Origin of the sequence: Streptomyces laurentii, from assembly GCF_040635425.1 — a bacterium.
In the GTDB taxonomy this organism is placed as follows: domain Bacteria; phylum Actinomycetota; class Actinomycetes; order Streptomycetales; family Streptomycetaceae; genus Streptomyces; species Streptomyces laurentii.
Map to the genome: position 1 here is coordinate 1 of NZ_JBEYHT010000094.1, position 20,972 is coordinate 20,972.

Consider the following 20,972-nt stretch of genomic DNA (forward strand, 5'->3'; position numbering starts at 1 on the left):
TCCGCCGCTACCTCATCTGGCGGAACAAGCACGCCACCGACCAACGCCTACGCGAAGTCGTCACCAGGGCAAACGTTGCCTGATGCGGCACTAGAGACCGGTGGCGGGCTGGAGCCGCTGGCGCTCTTCATCGGCCAGGGCGGGAAGATCCTGACCGCCTCGAGCTGGGACCGGGTGCGTTGGAGGGCCTGGGACCGGCTCACAGTCTGGTCGACACATCAAAACTCCCCGCAGCTGCCGCGTCGTTGCTGGGTCTATCACGATCTTCGGCACACCTTCGCCCTGCGTCTGCTGATCTTCCTGACCCGGGAGGCCCTCGGCGACGCCGAGAAGCAACAGCTACCGATGTCGACGCTGCTTGACCACATGACCAGCAACCCGCTGCTGGTGGTCCAGCGCCGGCTCGGTCATGTCCTTCCATCGACGACCTACCGCTACATCCGCTACCTGAAAGACCCGATGCGCGAGGTCGACGACGCTTTCCGCGAGTGGACCGTCGCCGACGGCGCTTCCTACGTCACCATTGCCCGCCACCTGCTGAACCTGGAAGAGAACGCCCATGCCGCGCCGCGGTGAGTACACCCGGAACTTCCCGCTTCCCGGTCCGCGGGCGGCGGAGCCCGTCCGGATCGGGATCCGGACGGTGACCGGCCAGACCGCCGACGGCCGCCAGCAGAGCCCCTCGCTCGATCCAGCCGATTTCACCTGTTCACCCCTCGCGGGCGAGCTGGCGGACGAGTGGGTGGAGAAAGCCGCTGCCGCGACGCTGTCGGCGACCGCCGCGGCGTTGTATCGCCAGGCCATCACGCTGTTCTGCCGGCACGTCGATGCCCACGTTCCCCACGCGGTGAAGGCCTCGCTCGGTGAGCCGGAGCCGGACCTCGCCCACGCGCTGACCGACTGGACCCGCCTGCTGCCCGCCGCCTACGGCCCCGGCTCGCGGGTGCCTGCCGCGCTCGCCGGCAAGCTGCGCATTCTCATCACGCGCCGGGCCGAGCATCCCGACCGCCCGGTCGCGGCCGGCCTGCGTCACTGGGCGAGCGGCCATGTCGGTCTTCGTGGTGGACAGACCCAGGAGCTGGACGAGTTCACCCGCGCGGACAAGAAGGAGCTGGTGAAGGCCGCCTGGTCCGATCACCTCGCGATCACAGCGAGAATCCGGCGGGGCTGGGAAGTGGCGGCCACCGGGAAGGACCCGGCCGAGGACGGCTGGGACCGCCCGGTGAACCTGCTCTGGGCGATCGCGAACGACGCCTGGACCTGCGAGGAGATCGCCGAACATCTGCCGGGATGGCACGAGATGCCGCCCTCGCTGCGCGCGCTGATGCCGCCCGGAACGCTGCCGCACTTCGGCAAGCGGATGGTGCTACGCCACCTGGTCCGCCAGTTGTTCCCGCACAACCTCGATCTGCACAGCTACCGGATCCTGCTGATGGCAGCCACCGGCCGCTCGTCCGAAGAGGTCAGCGCACTGACCGAGGACGACATCGAGTTCGGCCCGCGCAGTGTGGTGATCGACTTCACCAAGGGCCGGGCCCATGCCCGCACCCGGCAGGCGTTCAGCACCTTGGGCGAGCAGGCTGACGGACTGCTCCATCCCCGGCGGCCGAAGCTGGACGCGGCCGCTCTCGCCCAGGCGCTCCTTGAGCTGGCCACCCCGCTGGCCCGCCGGGCGAGCATCGCGCCGGTCCCGCTGTTCCTGCGCGCCGCCGTCGACCCCTACACGCTGCGGATCAGACGGTTCAGCGGGGACACGGTGGCCTCCCAGTTATCCGACTGGCTCGACTTCCACGGCGTCAGCGTGGAGGGGCCGGTCGACATCCGGCGTCTTCGCAAGTCCGGCAAGGTCGAGAAGGCCTTGGCCTTCAGGGGCAGGGTCAGCGACATCGCCGATGACCACTCGCAGCAGACCTTCCGCGGACACTACGCCCACGGCACGACGCTACGGGTGATCGCCGGGAACGTCATCGCCACGGCTCAGCGGCGTTGGCTGGACCACGCGTTGAACGGACCGGTGGTGCTGAGCGAAGAAGCCGAGCGGTCGCTGGCCGAGCCGGGGGCGGCCGACGCTCTCGGACTGTCGCAGGAGGAGATCGACCAGCTGCGGGACGGCCAGCTCGACATGGGGGTGTCCAGCTGCAAGGACCAGGTCGACGCCGCGGCGACCGTCATCATGACGCTCCTTGCGGAGAACGCTTCTCTACGCGAACATGCCGCCGGCCGTTTGGCAGTGATTCCCTTCCCAGCGGAGCGAGCCAGACTTCTTTAGCGGCTCAGGGGACGGCGACAGGCGGCGGCTTCTGCCAGGAACGCCACGGTCCTCGCCACAAACTGTTCTGCATGGTCGAGCCAAGGGAAGTGCCCGGTCCTAGGCTGAATGACGAGCTCGGCATGCGGGAAGGGCTCGGCGAACTCGGCCATCGCGCAGGGAGGTGCCGCCAGATCGACTTCCCCGGCGAGTAGCAGCACTGGCGACCTGAACCGTGCAAGTGCCCTGCTGATGAGGATCTTTGAAAAGAGCGTCATCATCGAGGAGGTCTTCGGCCGTGCCGTGCTCGGGCGGGACGGTGTCGGCCCAAGCCTCCCCTACGGTGGAGGCGAAGGCCTGTCTGATGTCGGCAGGTTCGTACGCGTCGGCTTCCGGGCTCTTGGCCGGGGTTTCCTCGGCGGGAGGCTCCGCGGGCGGCGCGGCCTCGGGTTCGGTCTTGAGCCGCCACTGGGGGACTCCGTAGGAGTCGTACAGGACTCCGTCTGCCGCTCGCCATGCTCCGGTCGGCATGTCGTTGCCGGTCCATAGGGGGAGTTCTTGTTGCTGCCGGGAGGGCGCGGCTGCCGCTCGGGCCAGTGCGCGGTCCTGTAGCGAGCTGTCCCGGTCTTCCGCAGTCGGCTCGGGCTGGACGGTCGGCGGGTTCTCCTGCTGGGCCCGGTTCGTGGCGGCCTCGGCTGCGACCTGCAGGTGCGCGCCAAGGGCCGCGGATTGAGGCACAGCTTCCTCACGTGACGGCGCTGGCGTCGTCTCGGCGGCCGGAGCCACGAGTTGCTGTGCTCCGCCATCAGCCTGTGCCGCGCGCCGTTCGGCGCCGACCTCCTCGACGGTCGATTAGCCGCTGTTAGGACGACGGACCATAGCGGGCAGTGATCGCGGCGGCACGGTTACACAGGGAGGTGCGCAGCCACTGCGGAGCCAGGACTTCCGCGTCGGGGGCGTGCTGCCACAGAGCCCATTCGGCATGTCGTGAATCCTGGAAGATCACGTTCAGCCGTAGCCAGCCGTCCGCGTCGGCCTCCTCGGCACAGACGGCCAGGGCGGTGCCGGCCAGATGTTCCCGCTGCGCAGGGTTCGCCCGGACCAGTACAGCGACCTTGTCACCATCTGTCCGGAACCGGGCGTTGCGTTCCTGCCAGGCCCGGTCCAGGTCGACGGTGTCCGGTCGCTGCGCGGGTTCGTCGAGTTCCTCGGCGGCTAGCAACCGGGACAGCCGGTAGGTGCGGCCCTCGCCTGCCCTCTTGGCCAGCAGGTAACCCTGTTCGCGTACGGTGACCAGGCCGATCGGGTCGACCGTGCGCCACTTTGGGGCCTGGTCCACCGCCGCGTAGTGGATGCGAAGCTTGTGTCCGGCGAACACCGCGCGCCGGACCTCGGCCACGACGGTGTCGGACACCTCGTCGGCGGTGACGCGGCGCGAGAGGAGGTCGGTCTCCGGGTCGATGAGTAATCGCTGCGTCGCGTCGGCCGCAGTGTCCCGAAGGCTCTCGGGTAACGCGTCGACCAGCTTGAGCATGGCCGAGGCAAGAGCCGAACCGAGGCCGAACAGGTGAGCGCCGCGCCGGGATCCGGCCACGAGCAGGGCGAGCGCCTCGTCGTGATTCAGTCCGGTGAGCGCCGTCTGAAAATCGGGCAACAGTGCGAAACCGCCGTGCCGACCGCGCTCGGCATAAACCGGGACGCCGGCCGAGGACAGCGCCTCTATGTCGCGCAGCACTGTGCGGGTGGATACCTCCAGCTCACGGGCGAGTGTCTCCGCGGTCATCCGACCGCGCTGACGCAGCAGGAGCACCAGGGATACCAACCGGTCGGCGCGCATGCGAGAAACCCTAGCCAAATACATGACCAAGGATGTCACGTATTGGTGGAAGGCTCCTTTGTGCCACGTCAAAGCCCGGCGGCTGTCGGGGCGTTGAACGTGCGTGATGTCAGTGAACCGAGTGGATGGAGTGAGTCGGCAATGGAACGCAATGCGGTCAACCCTGTGACGTGGTCGGTCGAGATGGGCTTCAACCAGGGTGAGGTCGTCTCCGGGCACTCGCGGACCCTGTACATCTCGGGGCAGACCGCGATGAGTAAGGAAGGCAAGCCCGAACACGACGGTGACATGGCGGCGCAGCTGGCGCTGAGCATCGACAACATCGAGGCGGTGCTCGCCGAGGCCGGTATGTCCCTCTCGAACCTTGTCCGACTCAATGTCTACACGACCGACGTCGACTTGCTCTTCCAGCACTACGGCGTACTGGCGGGCCGACTCGGCGCCGCCAAGGTCGCGCCGACCACCACCATGCTCGGCGTGACGCGCCTGGCGATCCCCGGCCAGATGGTCGAGCTTGAGGGCACCGCCGTCGAGTGAGGTGGCCCCGACCTGCCTCGCGCCCCGCGACGCGTCGTCGTGGAGATCCTCCAGTGCAAGGGGTGACCCCTCGGCTCGGCTCAAGCTCCTGCCGGTGGGCGTGACCAAAGCGTTCTGGGGCCGGTGGAGTTGTAGTCGTCTGCACTGTGGCCCGTACTGGACTCCTCCCCAGGGCAGGCGCTACTCCTCTGGATGCCCCGTCCGAGAGCTGGAGAGGGTCGCATGCGACAGATGCCGTGCTCAGACGACAACTACCGCGCTCAGTCGCCCCCGGCCTGCCAACACGCGCGCTGGACCACCGAGGGCACCATTCCCGTCGCTGGCAGCATGCCCTGACGCCACCTCAGTAGGCTAATACTCCAGCCGGACTTCTGTATTTCTGCTGGTCAGTGGCCTGGCGGTGGGGAGCGTAGGGGGGTGTGGCGTGCATGGGACGATCTTGGGCCGGTCGTCCCACCAACGTGTGCCCGCGCCGCATGCAATGACAGCGCGACGAGCACTTCCTCGCTATCCAGCGGGCGGGGTCTACGCTATGGCCTGCGGCCACCGCACGATCTTCAGGAGTCCACACGACCCCCGATGATCACGCCGTACCCGTTCCCAGCCGGGTCCGCGACAAGATCGTGAGGTCAGACTGGATTATTAGCTAGGTGTACTGGCCGGGGACATTGGTTGAGTGTCGCACGGGAACCTCTCGCTGTGTGAGAGTTTGGGACCGGCGAAGCCTGGCGGCCAGTTCGCGAAGTGCGTCGCCGAGCTCGTCGGGCTCGATGTCGTACAGGTCGGAGCCGAAGGTGACGAACAGGCCGGCGACTCCCATCCAAGACCAGCCGCCGATGGTGAGTGTGCAACGTTGCTCGTCGATGTGTTCGACCACGGAGCCGCCGGGTGCCCAGCGGGCGACGACGCTGGCGGGCAGATCGATGGTCGCGCTGCCACGGCACGGCCACTGCGCGACGGTGTCGCCGCGGTCGGGGTTCTGAATCACGAGTCGGGTGAGGTCCTCGTCGGTCAGGGGCATTGGCGTGAACAGCGCGCCGGCAGGGTTGCGTGGGGCGATCCTGTCGACGCGATAGGTGCCCCATTTACGGGTCCGTCGGTCGCTGGCGATGAGGTACCAGCGGCCGGCCCACACGACGAGATGGTGGGGTTCGACCTCCCGTGGCGGCGTGAAGTCCGGTTCACCGGGGTCCGGGATCCGTCCGTCGGGTGAGCGGTAGTCGAAGCGCAGCGTGCGGTGGGTGCGGATCGCCGCTCCCACGGCCTGCAGCGTCGCGACGCCAATGGGTGGGGCGGCGAACTCCCAGTAGTTACGTAGGGCCGTGAGCTCGAACGCCTCGGACGCGGCCCGCAGCCGAGAGGGCATCACCTGCCGCAGCGTTGTCAATGCCCGGGCGACGGCGTCGTCAATGCCGACGACGGTCGCGGGTGCGGTCTGCAGGGCGATCGCGATGGCGATCGCCTGGTCATCGTCGAGGACCAGGGGCGGCAACTTTCCACCACTCCCGAGGCGGTAGCCACCGCCGGGACCCTTGACTGCTTCGACGGGATAACCGAGCTCGCGCAGAGTGTGGACATCCCGCCGCAACGTGCGGGCGCTCACGCCCAGTCGCGTGGCGAGCCCGGCGCCGAGCCACTCGGTTCGCGCCTCGAGCAAGGACAGCAGTCGCAGGATTCGTGCGGATGTGTCAGCCATACCAGCAGACTGACAGCAGTAGCGGTCACTCGGTGACCGCTACTGCTGTCACGGTGCGGTCATGAGCACTGAGAACTCCTCCGTGGCGCCGTCCCATGCGTCGCCGTCGACCGTGACCGGCAGGCGCGCCGCCCTGCCGCTCCTCGTGGTCCTGTTCGCCTCATTCATGGATCTGCTGGACGTCACGATCGTCACCGTCGCAGCGCCGTCCATCGCCGAGGATCTACACGCCACCCAAGCCCAGCTGCAGTGGATGCTCGCCGCGTACACCCTGGCCCTTGGGTCCGGGCTGATCACCGGCGGCCGGATCGGCGACGAGTACGGCCGCCGCAAGGTCTTCCTCGCCAGCCTGGCCGGGTTCGCCATCGCGTCTGCGGCGTGCGCGCTCGCACCGTCCGCGGGCGTGTTGATCGCGATGCGGCTCCTGCAAGGCATCGCGGGCGGGTTCATGGTCCCGCAGGTGTTCGGGATCATCCGTTCCTCGTTCGACGCGGCCTCGATGGCGAAGGCCTTCGGCGCGTACGGCGCCATTCAGGGCCTTGCCTCCGTCGCGGGGCCGCTGCTGGGTGGGGCACTGGTGGACAGCGACCTGTGGGGCATGGCCTGGCGCACGATCTTCTGGGTCAACGTGCCCGTCGCCGTCGTCGCACTGGTTCTCGGAGTGCGGGTACTGCCGGAGTCCACCGCCGAACGGCGTGCCCGCCTCGACGTGGCCGGGGCCGTGCTCTCCGCCCTGGCGATCGCGCTGATCCTCCTGCCGTTGGTGCAGGGCCGGGACTGGGGCTGGCCTTGGTGGGGCTGGGTCCCGCTCGCCGCCGGCGTGGGCCTGTTGGGCGTGTTCGTCGCCTATGAGCGTGAGCTCGCGTCCCGCGGCGGTCGGCCGGTGCTGGAGCCCGGGCTGCTGCGCATCAAGACTTTCACCGCAGGCCTGGCCGCGTCGGTGCTTTTCTTCGGCGCTCTCGGGTCGTTCTTCCTCGTGCTGTCGCTGTACCTGCAGGCGGGCACTGGGCGGTCCGCGTGGGACACCGGGCTGGTGATCTTGCCCTACGCGATCGGGTCGGTGGTCACCTCCGGGCTCGGCGTCCAGCTCGCTGCCAGGGGCGGACGCGTCCTGCTCGTGACCGGCTCGCTGGTTCTCGCCGTCTCTCAGACCGTGATCTGGGTTCTGGTCCGCGACGGGGGACAGCCGGGATACTGGCCGCTGGCGGCCGCGTTGTTCCTCGGTGGGCTCGGTCTCGGGCTGGCCGCGCCGATCCTGCTGAACGTCGTCCTCGCCGGCGTCCCCGGCCGGCACGCCGGTGCCGTCGGCGGAGCCCTGTCCACGGTCAATCAGATCGGCGGCGCTGTCGGAGTCGCCGCCCTGGGCACCGTCTTCTTCACCGCGCTCGGCCCCGCCCCTTCCACAGCGGACGTATTCGGGAGCGCCCTCGCCACCGTCATGCCCTGGCAGGTCGTCGCCTACCTGGCCGCGGCCCTGCTGATGCTCGCCCTACCCAAGACCGCCAGCGCCCACCAGGCTTGACCCGCCCCGGCGCACCCACCCATACCGGCCGTCGTCGGCAAGCCCGTCGTCGACGACGGCCGGCCCATCAGCGAAGTCGCGGCCCGCTTCCAGGTCTCCCGGCCGACCGTCAAACGCTGTGCCGACCACTACCGCGCCAGCGAGTCCCTGCAGGACAGGTCCTCGCGGCCGAGGACCGCCCCGCACGGGACCGGGGCCGGGCGTACGACACCTTCGAGCACCAGCAGGCGGCGATGCCCGAGCAACTGCTCAATTACCCGAACGCCGGGCCCGAGCAAGGCCCACGCCGACCTCGCCGACCTCCGCAACGCAGACGTCCCCCGGCCCCAACCGGACGCCGCGGCGCTCAGCTCATGACCGTGATCGTTCTCACCGGGATTTCCTGTACCGCAACTACTCGCACCCGTCGTAGGTCAGGTGCGTCGTGGTGAGCAGCACCAGTGGTGCGGCGCGGTAGGCAGAACGCATGACAGTCCCTCACATCCTTGACCGTTTGCCACTGAAGGTTGACGGACGCCGGTTTGCGCCACTGAACATTGACCGGCCAGGGAAGTCCCACTGAGGGCCTACAAGCCACGCAGCGCCTCATACAGATCGGCGTAGATGCTCCAGCAGATGGCGCTGCCGTCATCGTTCCGGCTACCCATGTACCAGTCGTCGTCATTGGAGACCTTCACGATGCAGAGTTCGCCAAACCCAAGGACGAGCGTGGGGTGAAGAACCTCGTCAGCGGCGTCGTAGTACACGACGGTCCGATCCGGGCTGAGTGCCTCGACTCGGGCATCCCCGGAGACGTCCGAATCTGTTGGAGCGTCCACCCGTCCGGCAGCCGGCGGTTTTCCATGAGCCCGATCGTCGCATGGAGCACCGTGCACTCGGACGCGCGGGGAGTGCAGGGAGAGTTTGAGAAGCGGACGCGCTTTGACCTGGTCGGTCAAGGTTCAGTGACAGAGGACATCCATGTCCGGTGTCTGTCGCTGAACCTTGACCATTTGCCACTGAACTTTGACCGCTCACTCGTCGCCCACTCCGGAGCACTTGCCTCTGGCCGCGGTCGTCCCGTCTGCCGGCCCCGTCCTACCCGGTGAGGGGCGGAGGGGCTGGTTTCGACAGATCGGGGCTGCGCGCGAAGCTCGTGTGCTCAGCTGGCCTGGTGTTCCTTCAATGCCTCCGACTGCGTCCGGAACTGAAGCAGAGACTCGCCCATTACGTGGCCGCGGACGATTCCTTCGCGCGGGACCAGATCGCCCATGTCCTGGCCGGTGCCTGTGGCGAAGCGGCCCTGCCCGCCTTGCTGCGCGCCAGGGTGACCGATCGCAACGACGATGGGGACACGTTGGAGCTCGATGTCCTCGAACTCTTCGAGGAGTGGCCCGAAACCTCGCTCAGGCTGTCTCTGGACTGCGTCGCTTCCGGCGACCCCGGGATACGGAGAGTCGGCCTCTGGGGCCTGTGCATCATCGACTTCGGCGGGACCACGTACTTCGGGCTGGTCGCCGACGCGGCCTCCGACCCGGACCCTGGGGTACGCGCCGACGTGATGAGCACCCTCGGCACCATCTTCGGCACCGGTGATCCCTCACGGGCCCAGGCCATCCTGATCACCGGCACATCCGACGCCGCGCCCGAGGTCCGAAGAGCAGCTGTAATGGCCCTCTGGGGGCACCCGAAGGGGCGGTTGACGTACTCGTCGCCCGCACCTGCGACGCTGATCGCGACGTCCGGTACTGGGCGGCGTGGGCACTGTCCGGAAGCCCGGCCCCCCAGGCCCGAGCCGCGCTCGAACGACTCATGACAGATGAGGACGCGAACGTACGCGACGCCGCGCGCCAAGCCCTGGCGCCGCCGACCGGGTGGCCCTGATCTCCGGCACTGTGCTGTCCGATGCCCTGACAGCACAACCCTGGTCTAGTGGCAAGCGCCCGAGCGCTCTCAAAACTCAGCGACATCGATTCCTCACGACATGGGGCGTTCTCGGCGCTGAGCGACAACTGCTCTCGATACTGGCCTACAGAACCGACGTGTCTCATGAGACACGTCGAAGTCTGGAGAAGCAGGGCTCGCCCGTCCCACAGGAACCACAGCGGCACCTGGTGCGGCCCGTGCTCGGGGTGGGCGGTCGACACCCACATGTCCCGCTCGGCGCCGAGCCGTTCCAGGGTGTCGCGCGTGCGCTCCGCCGTCGTACGGCGGGCCTTCTCCGTGGTCTGCATGAGCGCCGACGGTAGCCAGCGGGCCCGGCCCCGCGCATGGGGCGCGGGACCTACGCCCCCCGCCCGGGGAACACCTCGGCCTCCCGCCCGAAGAGGGCCGGCCGAGGTGTCCGATGCCCGGTGTCCCCGCGTCCAGTGCCCTGAGGCTCTACAGCGGGGTCACGTACGCGCCGGAGATGCCGCCGTCGACGAGGAAGTCGGTGGCGTTGACGAACGTGGAGTCGTCGCTGGCGAGGAAGGCGACCGCGGCGGCGATCTCCTCGGCGCGGGCGAAGCGGCCGAGCGGGATGTGCACCAGGCGGCGGGCGGCGCGCTCGGGGTCCTTGGCGAAGAGTTCGCGCAGGAGCGGGGTGTCGACCGGCCCGGGGCAGAGCGCGTTGACGCGGATGCCCTCGCGGGCGAACTGGACGCCGAGTTCCCGGGACATGGCGAGCACGCCGCCCTTGGAGGCGGTGTACGAGATCTGGCTGGTGGCGGCGCCCATGCGGGCGACGAAGGAGGCGGTGTTGATGATCGACCCCCGGCCCTGGCGGCGCATGTACGGCAGGGCGGCCTTGCAGCACAGGTAGACCGAGGTCAGGTTGACGTCCTGGACCCGCTTCCACGCCGCCAGACCGGTCTCCAGGATCGAGTCGTCGTCGGGCGGCGAGATGCCGGCGTTGTTGAAGGCGACGTCGACGGAGCCGTACGTCTCGAAGGCGGTACGGAAGAGGGCCTCGACCTCGTCCGGGTCGGTGACGTCGACACGGACGAAGGTGCCGCCGGTCTCCTCGGCGGCGGCCTTGCCGGTGCGCTCGTCGATGTCGCCGCAGACGACGTGGGCACCCTCGGCCGCGAGCCGGCGGGCGGCGGCGAGGCCGATGCCGCTGCCGGCGCCGGTGACGACGGCGGTGCGGCCGACGAGGCGGCGGCAGACGAACTCTTCGGACGCTGCGGACGTTTTGGACGCGACGGACGCTTCGGTGGTCATGCGGGGCTGCCCTCCGTACGGATGAAGACGTTCTTGGTCTCGGTGAAGGCGGTCAGGGCGTCGGGGCCGAGTTCGCGGCCGAGGCCGGACTGGCCGTAGCCGCCGAACGGGGTCCAGTAGCGGACGCTGGAGTGGGAGTTGACGGAGAGGTTCCCGGCCCGGACGGCGCGCGAGGTGCGCAGGGCGCGGCCGAGGTCGCGGGTCCAGATCGAGCCGGACAGGCCGTACGGGGTGGCGTTGGCGAGCCGGATCGCGTCGGCCTCGTCGGTGAAGGGCAGGACGACGGCGACCGGTCCGAAGATCTCCTCGACGGCGCAGGGCGCGTCCTCGGCGATGTCGGTGAGGAGGGTCGGCGGGTACCAGAAGCCGGGGCCCTCGGGGGCCTTGCCGCGGATGGCCGGGGTGTCCTCGGGGACGTAGGAGCGGACCTTGTCGAGCTGGGCGCGGGAGATGAGGGGGCCCATCCCGGTGCGCGGGTCGAGGGGGTCGCCGACGACGATTCCCTCGACGGCCGGGGTGAGCAGGCCGAGGAAACGGTCGTACACCTCGCGCTGGACGAGGATCCGGGTGCGGGCGCAGCAGTCCTGGCCGCTGTTGTCGAGGAAGGACATCGGGGTCGCGGACGCCGCGGCTTCCAGGTCCGCGTCGGCGAAGACGAGGGTGGGGCTCTTGCCGCCGAGTTCGAGGGTGAGCCGCTTCACGTGGTCGGCGGCCTTGGCCATGATCCGTTTGCCGGTGCGGGTGGAGCCAGTGAACACGATCTTGGCGACGCCGGGGTGGTCGACGAGGGCGGCGCCGGCGACCGGGCCCTCGCCGGGCAGGACCTGGAAGAGGTGCGCCGGCAGTCCGGCGTCGAGGGCGAGTTCGGCGAGGCGCAGGGCGGTGAGCGGGGTGGCCTCGGCGGGTTTGAGGATGACGGCGTTACCGGCGGCGAGGGCCGGGGCGGTGGCCCAGGCGGCGATGGGGAGCGGGAAGTTCCAGGGGGCGATGACGCCGACGACGCCGAGGGGTTCGAGGATCGTGAGGTCGAGGCCGCCGGGCACCGGGATCTGGCGGCCGGTCAGGCGTTCCACTCCCCCGGCGGCGTAGTCGAGCAGGTCGCGGACGTTGCCGGCTTCCCAGCGGGCGTTGCCGAGGGTGTGGCCGGCCTCGCGTACCTCCAGGAGGGCGAGTTCCTCGATGTGGTCGTCGACGACGCCCGCGAAGCGGCGCAGGAGCCGGGCGCGGTCGGCGGGGGCGGCCTCGGCCCAGGTGCGCTGGGCGGCGGCGGCCCGGCGGACGGCGGCGTCGACGTCGGCGGGGGTGGCGGCGGGGACGGTGGCGACGAGGTCCTCGGTGGCCGGGTTGAGGACCCGGAGCAGGGTGCGGTCGGTGGTGACCGTGGGGCTCAGGGGGCTGGTGGGGTCCAGGGGGTCCAAGGTGCGGTCCTCACATGCGTTCGAAGGAGCGGCGCAGTTCCCAGTCGGTGACGGTGGCGTCGTACGCGTCGAGCTCGACGCGCGCCATGTTGCGGTAGTGGGCGACCACCTCGGCACCGAAGGCGGCCTTGGCGATCTCGCTGTTCTCCCAGAGCTCGGCGGCCTCGCGCAGGGTGGTCGGGACGTGCTCGTACGCGGCGGTGTACGCGTTCCCGGTGCAGGGCGGCGGGAGTTCGAGGCCCTGCTCGATGCCGTACAGCCCGGCCGCGACCATGCCGGCGACGGCGAGGTACGGGTTCACGTCGCCGCCCGGCAGCCGGTTCTCGAACCGGGTGGAGCGCCCGTGGCCGACCACCCTGAGCGCGCAGGTGCGGTTGTCGTGGCCCCAGGCGACGGCGGTGGGGGCGAAGGAGCCGGGCTGGAAGCGCTTGTAGGAGTTGACGTTGGGCGCGTAGAGGAGGGCGAAGTCGCGCAGCGCGGCCAGCTGTCCGGCGAGGAAGTGCCGCATCAGCGGGGACATGCCGTCGGGGCCTTCGCCCGCCATGAGGGTGCGTCCGGGCTCGCCGACGGGCTGGAGCGAGAGGTGGATGTGGCAGGAGTTGCCCTCGCGCTCGTTGTACTTGGCCATGAAGGTGAGCGAGCGGCCCTCCTGGGCGGCGATCTCCTTGGCGCCGGTCTTGTAGACGGTGTGCTGGTCGCAGGTGACCAGGGCCTCGTCGTACCGGAAGGTGATCTCGTGCTGGCCGGGGTTGCACTCGCCCTTGGCGGACTCGACGGTGAGGCCGGCGCCGGCCATCTCGTTGCGGATGCGGCGCAGCAGGGGTTCGATCCGGCCGGTGCCGAGGACGGAGTAGTCGATGTTGTAGCGGTTGGCCGGGGTCAGACCGCGGTAGCCGGTGTCCCAGGCCTGCTCGTAGCTGTCGTTGAAGACGATGAACTCCAGCTCGGTGCCGACCTGCGCGGTGCAGCCGTGGACGTCCGCCAGCCGGTCGAGCTGGCGGCGCAGGATCTGCCGGGGCGCGGCGGCGACCGGGGCGCCGTCGGCCCAGACGAGGTCGGCGGTCACCAGGGCGGTGGCCGGATGCCAGGGGATCCGGCGCAGGGTCGCGAGGTCGGGGCGCAGGGCGAAGTCGCCGTAGCCGCGGTCCCAGGAGGACATCTCGTAGCCGTCGACGGTGTTCATCTCGGTGTCGACGGCCAGAAGATAGGCGCAGCCCTCGGTGCCGTGGTCGAGGACCTCGTCCAGGAAGAACGGGGCGGCGAACCGCTTGCCCTGGAGCCGTCCCTGCATGTCCGGGAAGGCCAGGACGACGGTGTCGATCTCGCCGCGTCCGGCCAGCCTGCGCAGCGATTCGACGGTCAGCGGGGGTGTTCGGTCTGCCACGGGACGACTCCTCGATCGGCGTGCCGGGAGCCATAAGGTATGGGCTGGAACCATGGAGTGGGAAGGAAAAACGGCGAGGTGGCCAGAACGAGTGACACGGCGGACCGGCTGACCCAAGTGCTGCGCCCGGTGCGCGCGGGCAACGGTTTCGAGGAGGCCCTCGAACAGATCCTCCAGGTCGTACGGCTCGGTCTGGTGCCGGGCGGCGAGCGGCTGCCGGCCGAGCGCGAGCTCGCCGACCGGATGGGGATCAGCCGGGTCACGCTGCGCGAGGTCCTCAAGGTCCTGCAGGAGCAGGGCCTGGTGGAGAGCCGGCGGGGGCGGTACGGCGGGACGTTCGTGCTGCCGCGCCCGCGGACCGCCGACGAGGCGGAGCTGCGGCGCCGGATAGCCGCCGTCGACCTCGAGGACACGCTGCGCTTCCGGGAGGTCCTGGAGGTGGGCGCGGCGGAGCTGTGCGCGGGGCGGGGCCTGACCGAGGAGGGCGCGCGGCGGCTGCGGGCGGCGCTCGCGGCGACGCACGACGCGCCGCTCGACGCGTACCGGCGCCAGGACACGCTGCTGCATCTGACGCTGGCCGAGCTGGCGGGTTCGCCGTCGCTGACGGCGCGGTACGCGGCGGTACGGGCGAGCGTGAACGAACTCCTGGACTGCATCCCGCTCCTGGTCCGCAACCTGGAGCACTCCCAGCGCCAGCACACGGCGGTGGTCGAGGCGATCCTGGCGGGGGACGCGGACGGCGCGCGCGCGGCGATGCGGGAGCACTGCGACGGGACGGCGGCGCTGCTGCGCGGCTTCCTGAGCTGAGCAGCCGCTCCGGGACTGGCTCCCCTGGACCCGGCCCCCTCCGCGGAGTGCCGTCAGCCGAGCGGACGAATCGGCGCACGGGGTCTTGCGCTCGCACCCCGCGACCACAAAGGTATGGCAGCAGTCCATTGGAGGTGCCCCGGGGGATCGCCGTCGGGGCACGGCCGGGAAAGCCGAAAAGCCGGAAGCGTCTGAAGCATCGGAAGCGCCAACAGCGTCGGGAGCCGAGTGCCGTCATGACTGTGGATGAAACCTCGAAAGGTTCGGGCGCCCCGGCTCCCCCGGCCGTCACCGACGACTACCTGAAGCGCCGCACGCTGCGCCGCGGCAGCGCCGGCTGGCTGCTGCTGACCGGCCTCGGGGTCGCGTACGTCGTCTCCGGCGACTACTCGGGCTGGAACATCGGCCTGTCGAAGGGCGGCTTCGGCGGACTCGCCGTGGCGACGGTCCTGATGGGCACGATGTACGCCTGCCTGGTCTTCTCGCTCGCCGAACTCTCCGCCATCCTGCCGACCGCGGGCGGCGGTTACGGCTTCGCCCGCCGCGCGCTCGGCACCTGGGGCGGGTTCCTGACCGGCACCGCGATCCTCATCGAGTACGTGCTGGCGCCCGCCGCCATCTCCCTCTTCATCGGCGACTACGTCGCGTCCCTGGAACTGTTCGGCCTGACCGCCGGGTGGCCGGTCTCCCTCGTCTGCTTCGCCCTCTTCCTCGGCATCCACCTGTGGGGCGTCGGCGAGGCGCTGCGCTTCAGCCTCGCCGTCACGGCGATCGCGGTGACCGCGCTGCTCGTCTTCGCGATCGGCGCGCTCGGCGACTTCGACGCGGCCGGCCTGACCGACATCCCGGTGGACCGCACGGCCGCCGGGGCGAGTTCCTGGCTGCCGTACGGCTTCCTCGGCATCTGGGCCGCGTTCCCCTTCGGCATGTGGTTCTTCCTGGGCGTGGAGGGCGTGCCGCTCGCCGCCGAGGAGGCCAAGGACCCGGTGCGCTCGATGCCGCGGGCGCTCGCGCTCGCGATGGGCGTCCTGGTACTGCTCGCCGTGCTGACCTTCCTCGCGGCGACCGGGGCGCGCGGCGCGGCGGCCGTCCAGGAGGCGGGCAATCCGCTGGTGGTCGCGCTCCAGGGCGACGGCGCGCCGACCGCGCTCGGCCGCTTCGTCAACTACGCGGGCCTCGCCGGTCTGGTCGCCTCCTTCTTCTCGCTGATCTACGCGGGCTCGCGCCAGCTCTTCGCACTGTCCCGGGCGGGCTATCTGCCGCGTTTCCTGTCGCTCACCAGCCGCCGCAAGGCCCCGTACCTGGGGCTGCTGATCCCGGGCGCGCTCGGCTTCGCGCTGGCCGCCGGGACCGGGAACGGGGCGCGGATGCTGAACATCGCGGTGTTCGGCGCGACCATCTCGTACGCCCTGATGGCCCTCTCGCACATCGTGCTGCGCCGCCGCGAGCCGGGCCTGGAGCGGCCGTACCGGACGCCGGGCGGGGTGCTGACCTCGTCGGTCGCGTTCGTCCTCGCGCTGTCGGCGCTGGTGGCGACGTTCCTGGTGGACCGGGACGCGGCGTTCATCGCGCTCGGTGTGTACGTGATCGCGCTGGCCTACTTCGCGTTCTACAGTCGCCACCACCTGGTGGCGAGGGCGCCGGAGGAGGAGTTCGCGGCGCTCGCGGCGGCCGAGGCCGAGCTCGACCGCTGACGACCGATCACCGGCCGCTGACGACTGACGACTGACCAACCGACATGTCACCCATCGACATCCCCACGACGCGGGAGGACCCGTGCCCAAGCCGCTCATCGGCGTGACGACGTATCTGGAGCAGGCCCGCTGGGGGGTGTGGGACCTGCCGGCCGCACTGCTGCCGGCCGGCTATCCGCGGCTGGTACGGGAGAGCGGCGGTCTCGCCGCGCTGCTCCCGCCGGACGAGCCGGACGCGGCGGCCGAGGTCGTGTCCCGGCTCGACGGGCTGGTGATCGCGGGCGGCGCGGACGTCGAGCCGGTCCGGTACGGGGCCGCGCCCGACCCGCGCACCGGGCCGCCCGCGCGGGAGCGGGACGCCTGGGAACTGGCCCTGATCGAGGCGGCCCTCGCCGCCGGGACCCCGCTGCTCGGCATCTGCCGCGGCCTGCAACTCCTCAACGTGGCCCTCGGCGGCACCCTGGTGCAGCACCTGGACGGACACACCGGGGCCGTCGGCGTCATGGGCCGCCACCCGGTGGTCCCGGTGCCCGGCACCCGGTACGCCGCGCTGGTCCCCGAGACCGCGTCGGTGCCCACGTACCACCATCAGTGCGTCGACATCCTCGGCAAGAACCTGACGGTCTCCGCGCACGCCCCCGACGGCACGGTCGAGGCCGTCGAACTCCCCTCCCCCGCCTGGGTCCTGGCGGTGCAGTGGCATCCGGAGATGGGCGAGGACACGCGGGTGATGCGCGGTCTGGTGGCGGCCGCGCGCGAGCGCATGGGCTGACTGCCGCCGGGGAGCCACCAGGCACGGGAGCCATCCGGCACTGGTCCGAGCACGAGCGCGGCGGCCACTTCGCGGCGATGGAGGTGCCGGAGTCGTTCGCCGCCGACGTACGGGAGTTCTTCCTCGGCCTCGGCGGGAGCGGTACACCGGCTTGAGGACCTAAGCCCGGGGCTCCGCCCGGGTGAGCGACAGCAGGTCCCGCGCCGGACCCGTCGGCCGGTGCCCCGCGGGCCAGACCGCGCGCAGGTCGCGGGCGAGCGGCATGCCGGCGACGGGCACCGCGACCAGCCGGCGGGACGCCAGTTCCTCCGTGATGGCCAGTTCGCTCAGGACGGCCGGGCCGGCGCCACTGACCGCCGCCGCCTTCACCGCCGTGGTGGAGGCGAGTTCGAGCAGCGGCCGGGCCAGTCCCCCGTACGCGGACAGCGCCGCGTCGAGGACCTGACGGGTGCCCGAGCCGCGCTCACGCAGGATCAGCGGGGTGGCGGCGAGCTCCGCCGGGTCGAGGGCGGCGCGGCGGCGGGCCCACGGGTGGGAGGGCGCGGTGACGACGGCGAGCCGGTCGCGCGCGACGACCACCCCGTCGAGCCCGTCCGGGATGGCGAGGCCCTCCACGAAGCCGAGGTCCGCGTCCCCGGCGAGGAGCTGCCCGGCGACGGCCGCGGAGTTGCCGGCCTGGAGGGAGACGGCGGTGTCGGGGAGTCCGGCGCGCAGCGCGATCAGCCAGCCCGGCAGCAGATACTCGGCGATGGTCATGGACGCGGCCACCCGCAGCCGCGAGTCCCGCCGCCCGCGCAGCGCCTGCACCCCGGCGTCGAACGCCTCGGCCGCCTCGACGACCCGCCGTGCCCAGTCGGTGACGAGTGCCCCGGCGTCGGTGAGCCGGGACCCGCGCGGCGAGCGGTCCACCAGGGCCACGCCGAGCTGCCGCTCCATGGAGCGGATCCGGCTGCTGGCGGCGGGCTGGGTGATGCCGACCTCGCGGGCGGCGCGGCCGAGACTGCCGTGCCGGGCGACGGCGAGGAGCAGTTCGAGCGCGCCGAGGTCGGGCACCCGGTGGGACACCAGCGCGGGAAGCTCGGGCGGACGCGGCACGTTGCTCATAAAGCCAGCTTATGGCCCCATAGTCACGATGTCCCTGGTGGGGGCCGTTCTCCCGGGAGACGGTGGCCTCATGGCACCCCTCGCTCCTCCCTCCGCGACTCCCACGACTCCCACGGCTCCCACGGCTCACGTGACCCCGACGGCATCCACGGCCTCCACCGCGCGGACCGCCGAAACCATCGAGACCACCGAGACGACCGAGACGACCGAGGCCGCCCGGACCACCGAGGGCGCCGCGACCGCCCCCGCCCCTCGCTGGGCGTCGGTCCGTCACCTCGGCCCCAACTGGTACGCCTCGGTCATGGGCACCGCGATCATCGCCAACGCCGGAGCGGGCCTCCCCCTCGCGATACCCGGGCTGCGCACGGTCTGCGCCGCCGTGTGGGCACTGTCGCTCGCCGCCCTGCTCGTCCTGCTCACCGCCCGCGCCCTGCACTGGACGCACCACCGCGACCAGGCCCGGGCACATCTGCTGGACCCGGCGATGGCTCCTTTCTACGGCTGTCTGTCCATGGCGCTGCTCGCGGTCGGCGGCGGCGCGCTGATCGTCGGCCGGGACTGGATCGGCCTGCCCGCGGCCGTCGCCCTGGACACGGTGCTGTTCACGGCGGGCACGCTGATCGGCCTGGCGGCCGCGGCGACGGTGCCGTACCTGATGGTGGCCCGCCACCGGATCGACGAGGCGTCACCCGTGTGGCTGCTTCCGGTGGTGGCGCCGATGGTGTCCGCGGCGCTCGGTCCGCTGCTGCTGCCGCATCTGCCCGCGGGCGAGCCCCGGCAGACGCTGCTGCTGCTCTGCTACGCGATGTTCGGGGCCAGCCTCCTGGCCACGCTGGTCATGCTGCCGCTGCTGTTCGGGCGGCTCGCCCTGGGCTCCGCGCTGCCCCTGGCCCTGACGCCCACGCTGTTCCTGGTGCTCGGCCCGCTGGGCCAGTCGACGACGGCCGCGAACGCGTTCGCCGACGCCGCGCCGGGCGTGCTCCCCGAGCCGTACGCCCGCGGCTTCGAGGCCTTCGCCGTGCTCTACGGGGTCCCCGTGATCGGGTTCGCGCTGCTGTGGCTGGTGTTCGCGGCGGCGCTGGTGGTGCGGGCGCGCCGCCGGGGCATGGGGTTCGCGATGACGTTCTGGGCGTTCACGTTCCCGGTCGGCACCTGTGTGACGGGCGCCGAGGGACTGGCCCGGCACACGGACCTCGCACTGTTCCGCTGGCTCGCGCTCGCGCTGTACGCGCTGCTGCTGGCGGCCTGGCTGGTGGCGGCCTTCCACACCGTGCGCGGTCTGGTCAGCGGCGCACTGCTCGCAGGGCCCGGGCGAGCGACGCCGGCGCCTCGGCAAGCGACGGCCCGTACCACGTGAGGTGCCGTCCGTCGACGAGCGCGGCGGGGAGCCCGGGAAACGCCTCGGGCCCGTCGTCGCGGGTGAAGCGGTACGGCTCGTCGGGCAGGACGACGAGGTCGGGGCCGGCCGCGAGGAGTTCGTCGAGCGGGACGCGGGGGTAACGCTCGGAGTGGCCGGCGTAGAGATTGCGGACGCCGAGGCGGGCGAGCAGGTCGCCGGCGAAGGTGTCGCGGCCGAGAACCATCCACGGGCGGCGCCAGATCGGGACGACGGCGGAATACGTCAGGTCGCCGGGGGTGACGGCGGCCCAGGCGGCCTCGGCCTCGTCGAGCCACCCGGGCCGGGCGCGTACGCCGCAGGCGGCGAGGACCCGGCCGAGTTCGGCGAACGCCTGCTCCAGGGTGCGGATCCCGGTGACCAGGACGCGGAGTCCGGCGGCGCGCAGGGCGTCGAGGTCGGCGGCCCGGTTCTCCTCCTCGTTGGCGAGGACGAGGTCGGGGCGCAGGGCGGCGATCCCGGCCGTGTCGGGGTTCTTGGTGCCGCCGATCCGCGCGGCGCCACCGAGGTCCGCCGGGTGCGTGCACCAGTCGGTGACGCCGACGAGGGTGCCGGGCTGCGTGGAGACGGCGACGGCCTCCGTGAGCGACGGCACCAGGGACACGACCCTCAGGGGCGCGGGCGCTCCGCTCATCCCTCCGCGGCCTCGATGTGGTCGCCGACGGCCACGAACAGCAGCCGGGTGCCGGGCGCGGTGGCCCGCCAGCGGTGCCGGACCCCGCCGGACAGGTAGAGGGTGTCGCCGCGGCCCAGCCGGTACGCGCTGCCCTCGGCCTCGACGGCGACCGCACCGTCCGCGACGTACAGCAGCTCGTCGTTGCGGTGCAGGAACTCCCGGCCCGCGTCCTGCTCGCCGGTGACCTCCAGGGCCTGCATCTGGTGCCGGCCGCGCACGAGGGGCCGCAGGCCGGACCCGGCCTCGCCCAGCTCCTCGGCGGCCCGGACGACGTCGACGGTACGGGCGGCCTCGGCGGCGGCGAGCAGTTCGGAGGCGGTGGTGTCCAGGGCCTCGGCGACCCGCTGGAGCGAGCGGTCGCTGGGGCGGGCCCGCTCGTTCTCGATCTGGCTGAGGAAGGGCACGGACAGGCCGCTGCGCTGGGCCACGACGGCCAAGGTGAGCTGGAGCGCCCGGCGGCGCCGCTTGACGGCCGCGCCCACGCGCGGTGACTCCTTGTCGTCCATGTCGGCCCCCTCCCTCGTATCTCTCGTGTCCCGTGCCCGGGCTCTACTGGTCGGTTACCTGAACCTTACGCAGCTTTCGGGCGGGGTTTCGCGTCGTAGCGGAAAGGGGCGGCCACCGAACACCACCTCAGCCTCCAGCCGGCCGACGGATCGCGTGCGGCAGCCGCGCCGGCCATGACCGTGGTCGGCAAC

General features: G+C 71.2%; 17 protein-coding genes and 4 pseudogenes. 11 read left to right on the forward strand and 10 right to left on the reverse strand.

Annotated elements, in window-relative coordinates; translation table 11 throughout:
• Together ABZ693_RS36235 and ABZ693_RS34245 are read left to right on the forward strand one after the other, a co-directional pair.
• Positions 1-576 (forward strand): annotated as a pseudogene (locus ABZ693_RS36235) (hypothetical protein); the annotation flags it as partial.
• A 67-nt stretch (positions 577-643) separates the two neighbouring features.
• Positions 644-2,269, forward strand: coding sequence for a hypothetical protein (locus ABZ693_RS34245; protein ID WP_359885386.1), 1,626 nt, complete (start codon positions 644-646; stop codon positions 2,267-2,269).
• A gap of 841 nt (positions 2,270-3,110) precedes the next feature.
• On the opposite strand, the gene ABZ693_RS34255 is transcribed toward ABZ693_RS34245, so the two are convergent.
• Positions 3,111-4,085: a helix-turn-helix transcriptional regulator gene (locus ABZ693_RS34255; RefSeq protein WP_359885388.1), complete on the reverse strand. Its 975-nt coding sequence runs from the start codon at positions 4,083-4,085 to the stop codon at positions 3,111-3,113.
• A 141-nt stretch (positions 4,086-4,226) separates the two neighbouring features.
• Here ABZ693_RS34255 and ABZ693_RS34260 point away from each other — a divergent pair, with 141 nt between their 5' ends.
• Positions 4,227-4,622, forward strand: a complete 396-nt coding sequence (locus tag ABZ693_RS34260) for a RidA family protein (protein ID WP_359885389.1) — start codon at positions 4,227-4,229, stop codon at positions 4,620-4,622.
• Between the two features lie 646 nt (positions 4,623-5,268).
• Here the strand turns inward: ABZ693_RS34260 and ABZ693_RS34265 are convergent.
• A complete protein-coding gene (locus ABZ693_RS34265) occupies positions 5,269-6,318 on the reverse strand; it encodes a helix-turn-helix transcriptional regulator (RefSeq protein ID WP_359885390.1) in 1,050 nt (349 codons plus the stop codon).
• Positions 6,319-6,379: 61 nt separating this feature from the next.
• Here ABZ693_RS34265 and ABZ693_RS34270 point away from each other — a divergent pair, with 61 nt between their 5' ends.
• Positions 6,380-7,840 (forward strand): MFS transporter, encoded by a 1,461-nt coding sequence (locus tag ABZ693_RS34270; protein WP_359885391.1) that lies wholly within the window; start codon positions 6,380-6,382, stop codon positions 7,838-7,840.
• Positions 7,841-7,861: 21 nt separating this feature from the next.
• Positions 7,862-8,024: pseudogene (locus tag ABZ693_RS36240) on the forward strand (helix-turn-helix domain-containing protein); the annotation flags it as partial.
• 382 nt (positions 8,025-8,406) lie between these two features.
• Here the strand turns inward: ABZ693_RS36240 and ABZ693_RS34280 are convergent.
• Entirely contained in the window at positions 8,407-8,586 is a 180-nt protein-coding gene (locus tag ABZ693_RS34280; RefSeq protein WP_359885392.1) for a hypothetical protein, read from the reverse strand.
• A gap of 560 nt (positions 8,587-9,146) precedes the next feature.
• Between ABZ693_RS34280 and ABZ693_RS34285 the strand changes: the two are divergent.
• Together ABZ693_RS34285 and ABZ693_RS34290 are read left to right on the forward strand one after the other, a co-directional pair.
• Positions 9,147-9,314, forward strand: a pseudogene (locus ABZ693_RS34285) (hypothetical protein); the annotation flags it as partial.
• Positions 9,315-9,496: 182 nt separating this feature from the next.
• Positions 9,497-9,703: a HEAT repeat domain-containing protein gene (locus tag ABZ693_RS34290; protein ID WP_359885403.1), complete on the forward strand. Its 207-nt coding sequence runs from the start codon at positions 9,497-9,499 to the stop codon at positions 9,701-9,703.
• A gap of 179 nt (positions 9,704-9,882) precedes the next feature.
• Here the strand turns inward: ABZ693_RS34290 and ABZ693_RS34295 are convergent.
• The 4 genes and pseudogenes from ABZ693_RS34295 to ABZ693_RS34310 all read right to left on the reverse strand — a co-directional run.
• Positions 9,883-10,053, reverse strand: a pseudogene (locus tag ABZ693_RS34295) (pyridoxamine 5'-phosphate oxidase family protein); the annotation flags it as partial.
• A 148-nt stretch (positions 10,054-10,201) separates the two neighbouring features.
• Positions 10,202-11,023, reverse strand: a complete 822-nt coding sequence (locus tag ABZ693_RS34300) for a 3-oxoacyl-ACP reductase (protein ID WP_359885393.1) — start codon at positions 11,021-11,023, stop codon at positions 10,202-10,204.
• Positions 11,020-12,384, reverse strand: coding sequence for an aldehyde dehydrogenase family protein (locus ABZ693_RS34305; RefSeq protein ID WP_359885404.1), 1,365 nt, complete (start codon positions 12,382-12,384; stop codon positions 11,020-11,022). Before ABZ693_RS34305 ends, ABZ693_RS34300 begins: the two co-directional genes overlap by 4 nt.
• Positions 12,385-12,451: 67 nt before the next feature.
• Complete coding sequence (locus tag ABZ693_RS34310; protein WP_359885394.1) at positions 12,452-13,825, reverse strand: glutamine synthetase family protein; 1,374 nt, start codon at positions 13,823-13,825, stop codon at positions 12,452-12,454.
• A 39-nt stretch (positions 13,826-13,864) separates the two neighbouring features.
• Between ABZ693_RS34310 and ABZ693_RS34315 the strand changes: the two genes are divergently transcribed.
• The 3 genes from ABZ693_RS34315 (at position 13,865) to ABZ693_RS34325 (ending at position 17,098) form a co-directional block, all read left to right on the forward strand.
• Positions 13,865-14,632, forward strand: a complete 768-nt coding sequence (locus ABZ693_RS34315) for a FadR/GntR family transcriptional regulator (protein ID WP_435842632.1) — start codon at positions 13,865-13,867, stop codon at positions 14,630-14,632.
• A gap of 236 nt (positions 14,633-14,868) precedes the next feature.
• Positions 14,869-16,326: an ethanolamine permease gene (gene eat, locus ABZ693_RS34320; RefSeq protein WP_359885396.1), complete on the forward strand. Its 1,458-nt coding sequence runs from the start codon at positions 14,869-14,871 to the stop codon at positions 16,324-16,326.
• Positions 16,327-16,408: 82 nt separating this feature from the next.
• Positions 16,409-17,098: a gamma-glutamyl-gamma-aminobutyrate hydrolase family protein gene (locus ABZ693_RS34325; protein WP_359885397.1), complete on the forward strand. Its 690-nt coding sequence runs from the start codon at positions 16,409-16,411 to the stop codon at positions 17,096-17,098.
• A gap of 159 nt (positions 17,099-17,257) precedes the next feature.
• Here the strand turns inward: ABZ693_RS34325 and ABZ693_RS34330 are convergent, their stop codons facing one another.
• Positions 17,258-18,202 (reverse strand): LysR family transcriptional regulator, encoded by a 945-nt coding sequence (locus tag ABZ693_RS34330; protein WP_359885398.1) that lies wholly within the window; start codon positions 18,200-18,202, stop codon positions 17,258-17,260.
• Positions 18,203-18,503: 301 nt separating this feature from the next.
• Between ABZ693_RS34330 and ABZ693_RS34335 the strand changes: the two genes are divergently transcribed.
• Complete coding sequence (locus ABZ693_RS34335) at positions 18,504-19,559, forward strand: TDT family transporter (RefSeq protein WP_435842633.1); 1,056 nt, start codon at positions 18,504-18,506, stop codon at positions 19,557-19,559.
• Here the strand turns inward: ABZ693_RS34335 and ABZ693_RS34340 are convergent.
• Positions 19,486-20,232 carry a helical backbone metal receptor gene (locus tag ABZ693_RS34340; protein ID WP_359885400.1) on the reverse strand — a complete coding sequence of 249 codons (747 nt, stop codon included), beginning with the start codon at positions 20,230-20,232 and terminating at the stop codon, positions 19,486-19,488. The two genes, ABZ693_RS34335 and ABZ693_RS34340, sit on opposite strands and share 74 nt — an antisense overlap.
• Positions 20,229-20,780: a helix-turn-helix domain-containing protein gene (locus ABZ693_RS34345; RefSeq protein ID WP_359885401.1), complete on the reverse strand. Its 552-nt coding sequence runs from the start codon at positions 20,778-20,780 to the stop codon at positions 20,229-20,231. Before ABZ693_RS34345 ends, ABZ693_RS34340 begins: the two co-directional genes overlap by 4 nt.
• Positions 20,781-20,972: the final 192 nt, after the last annotated feature.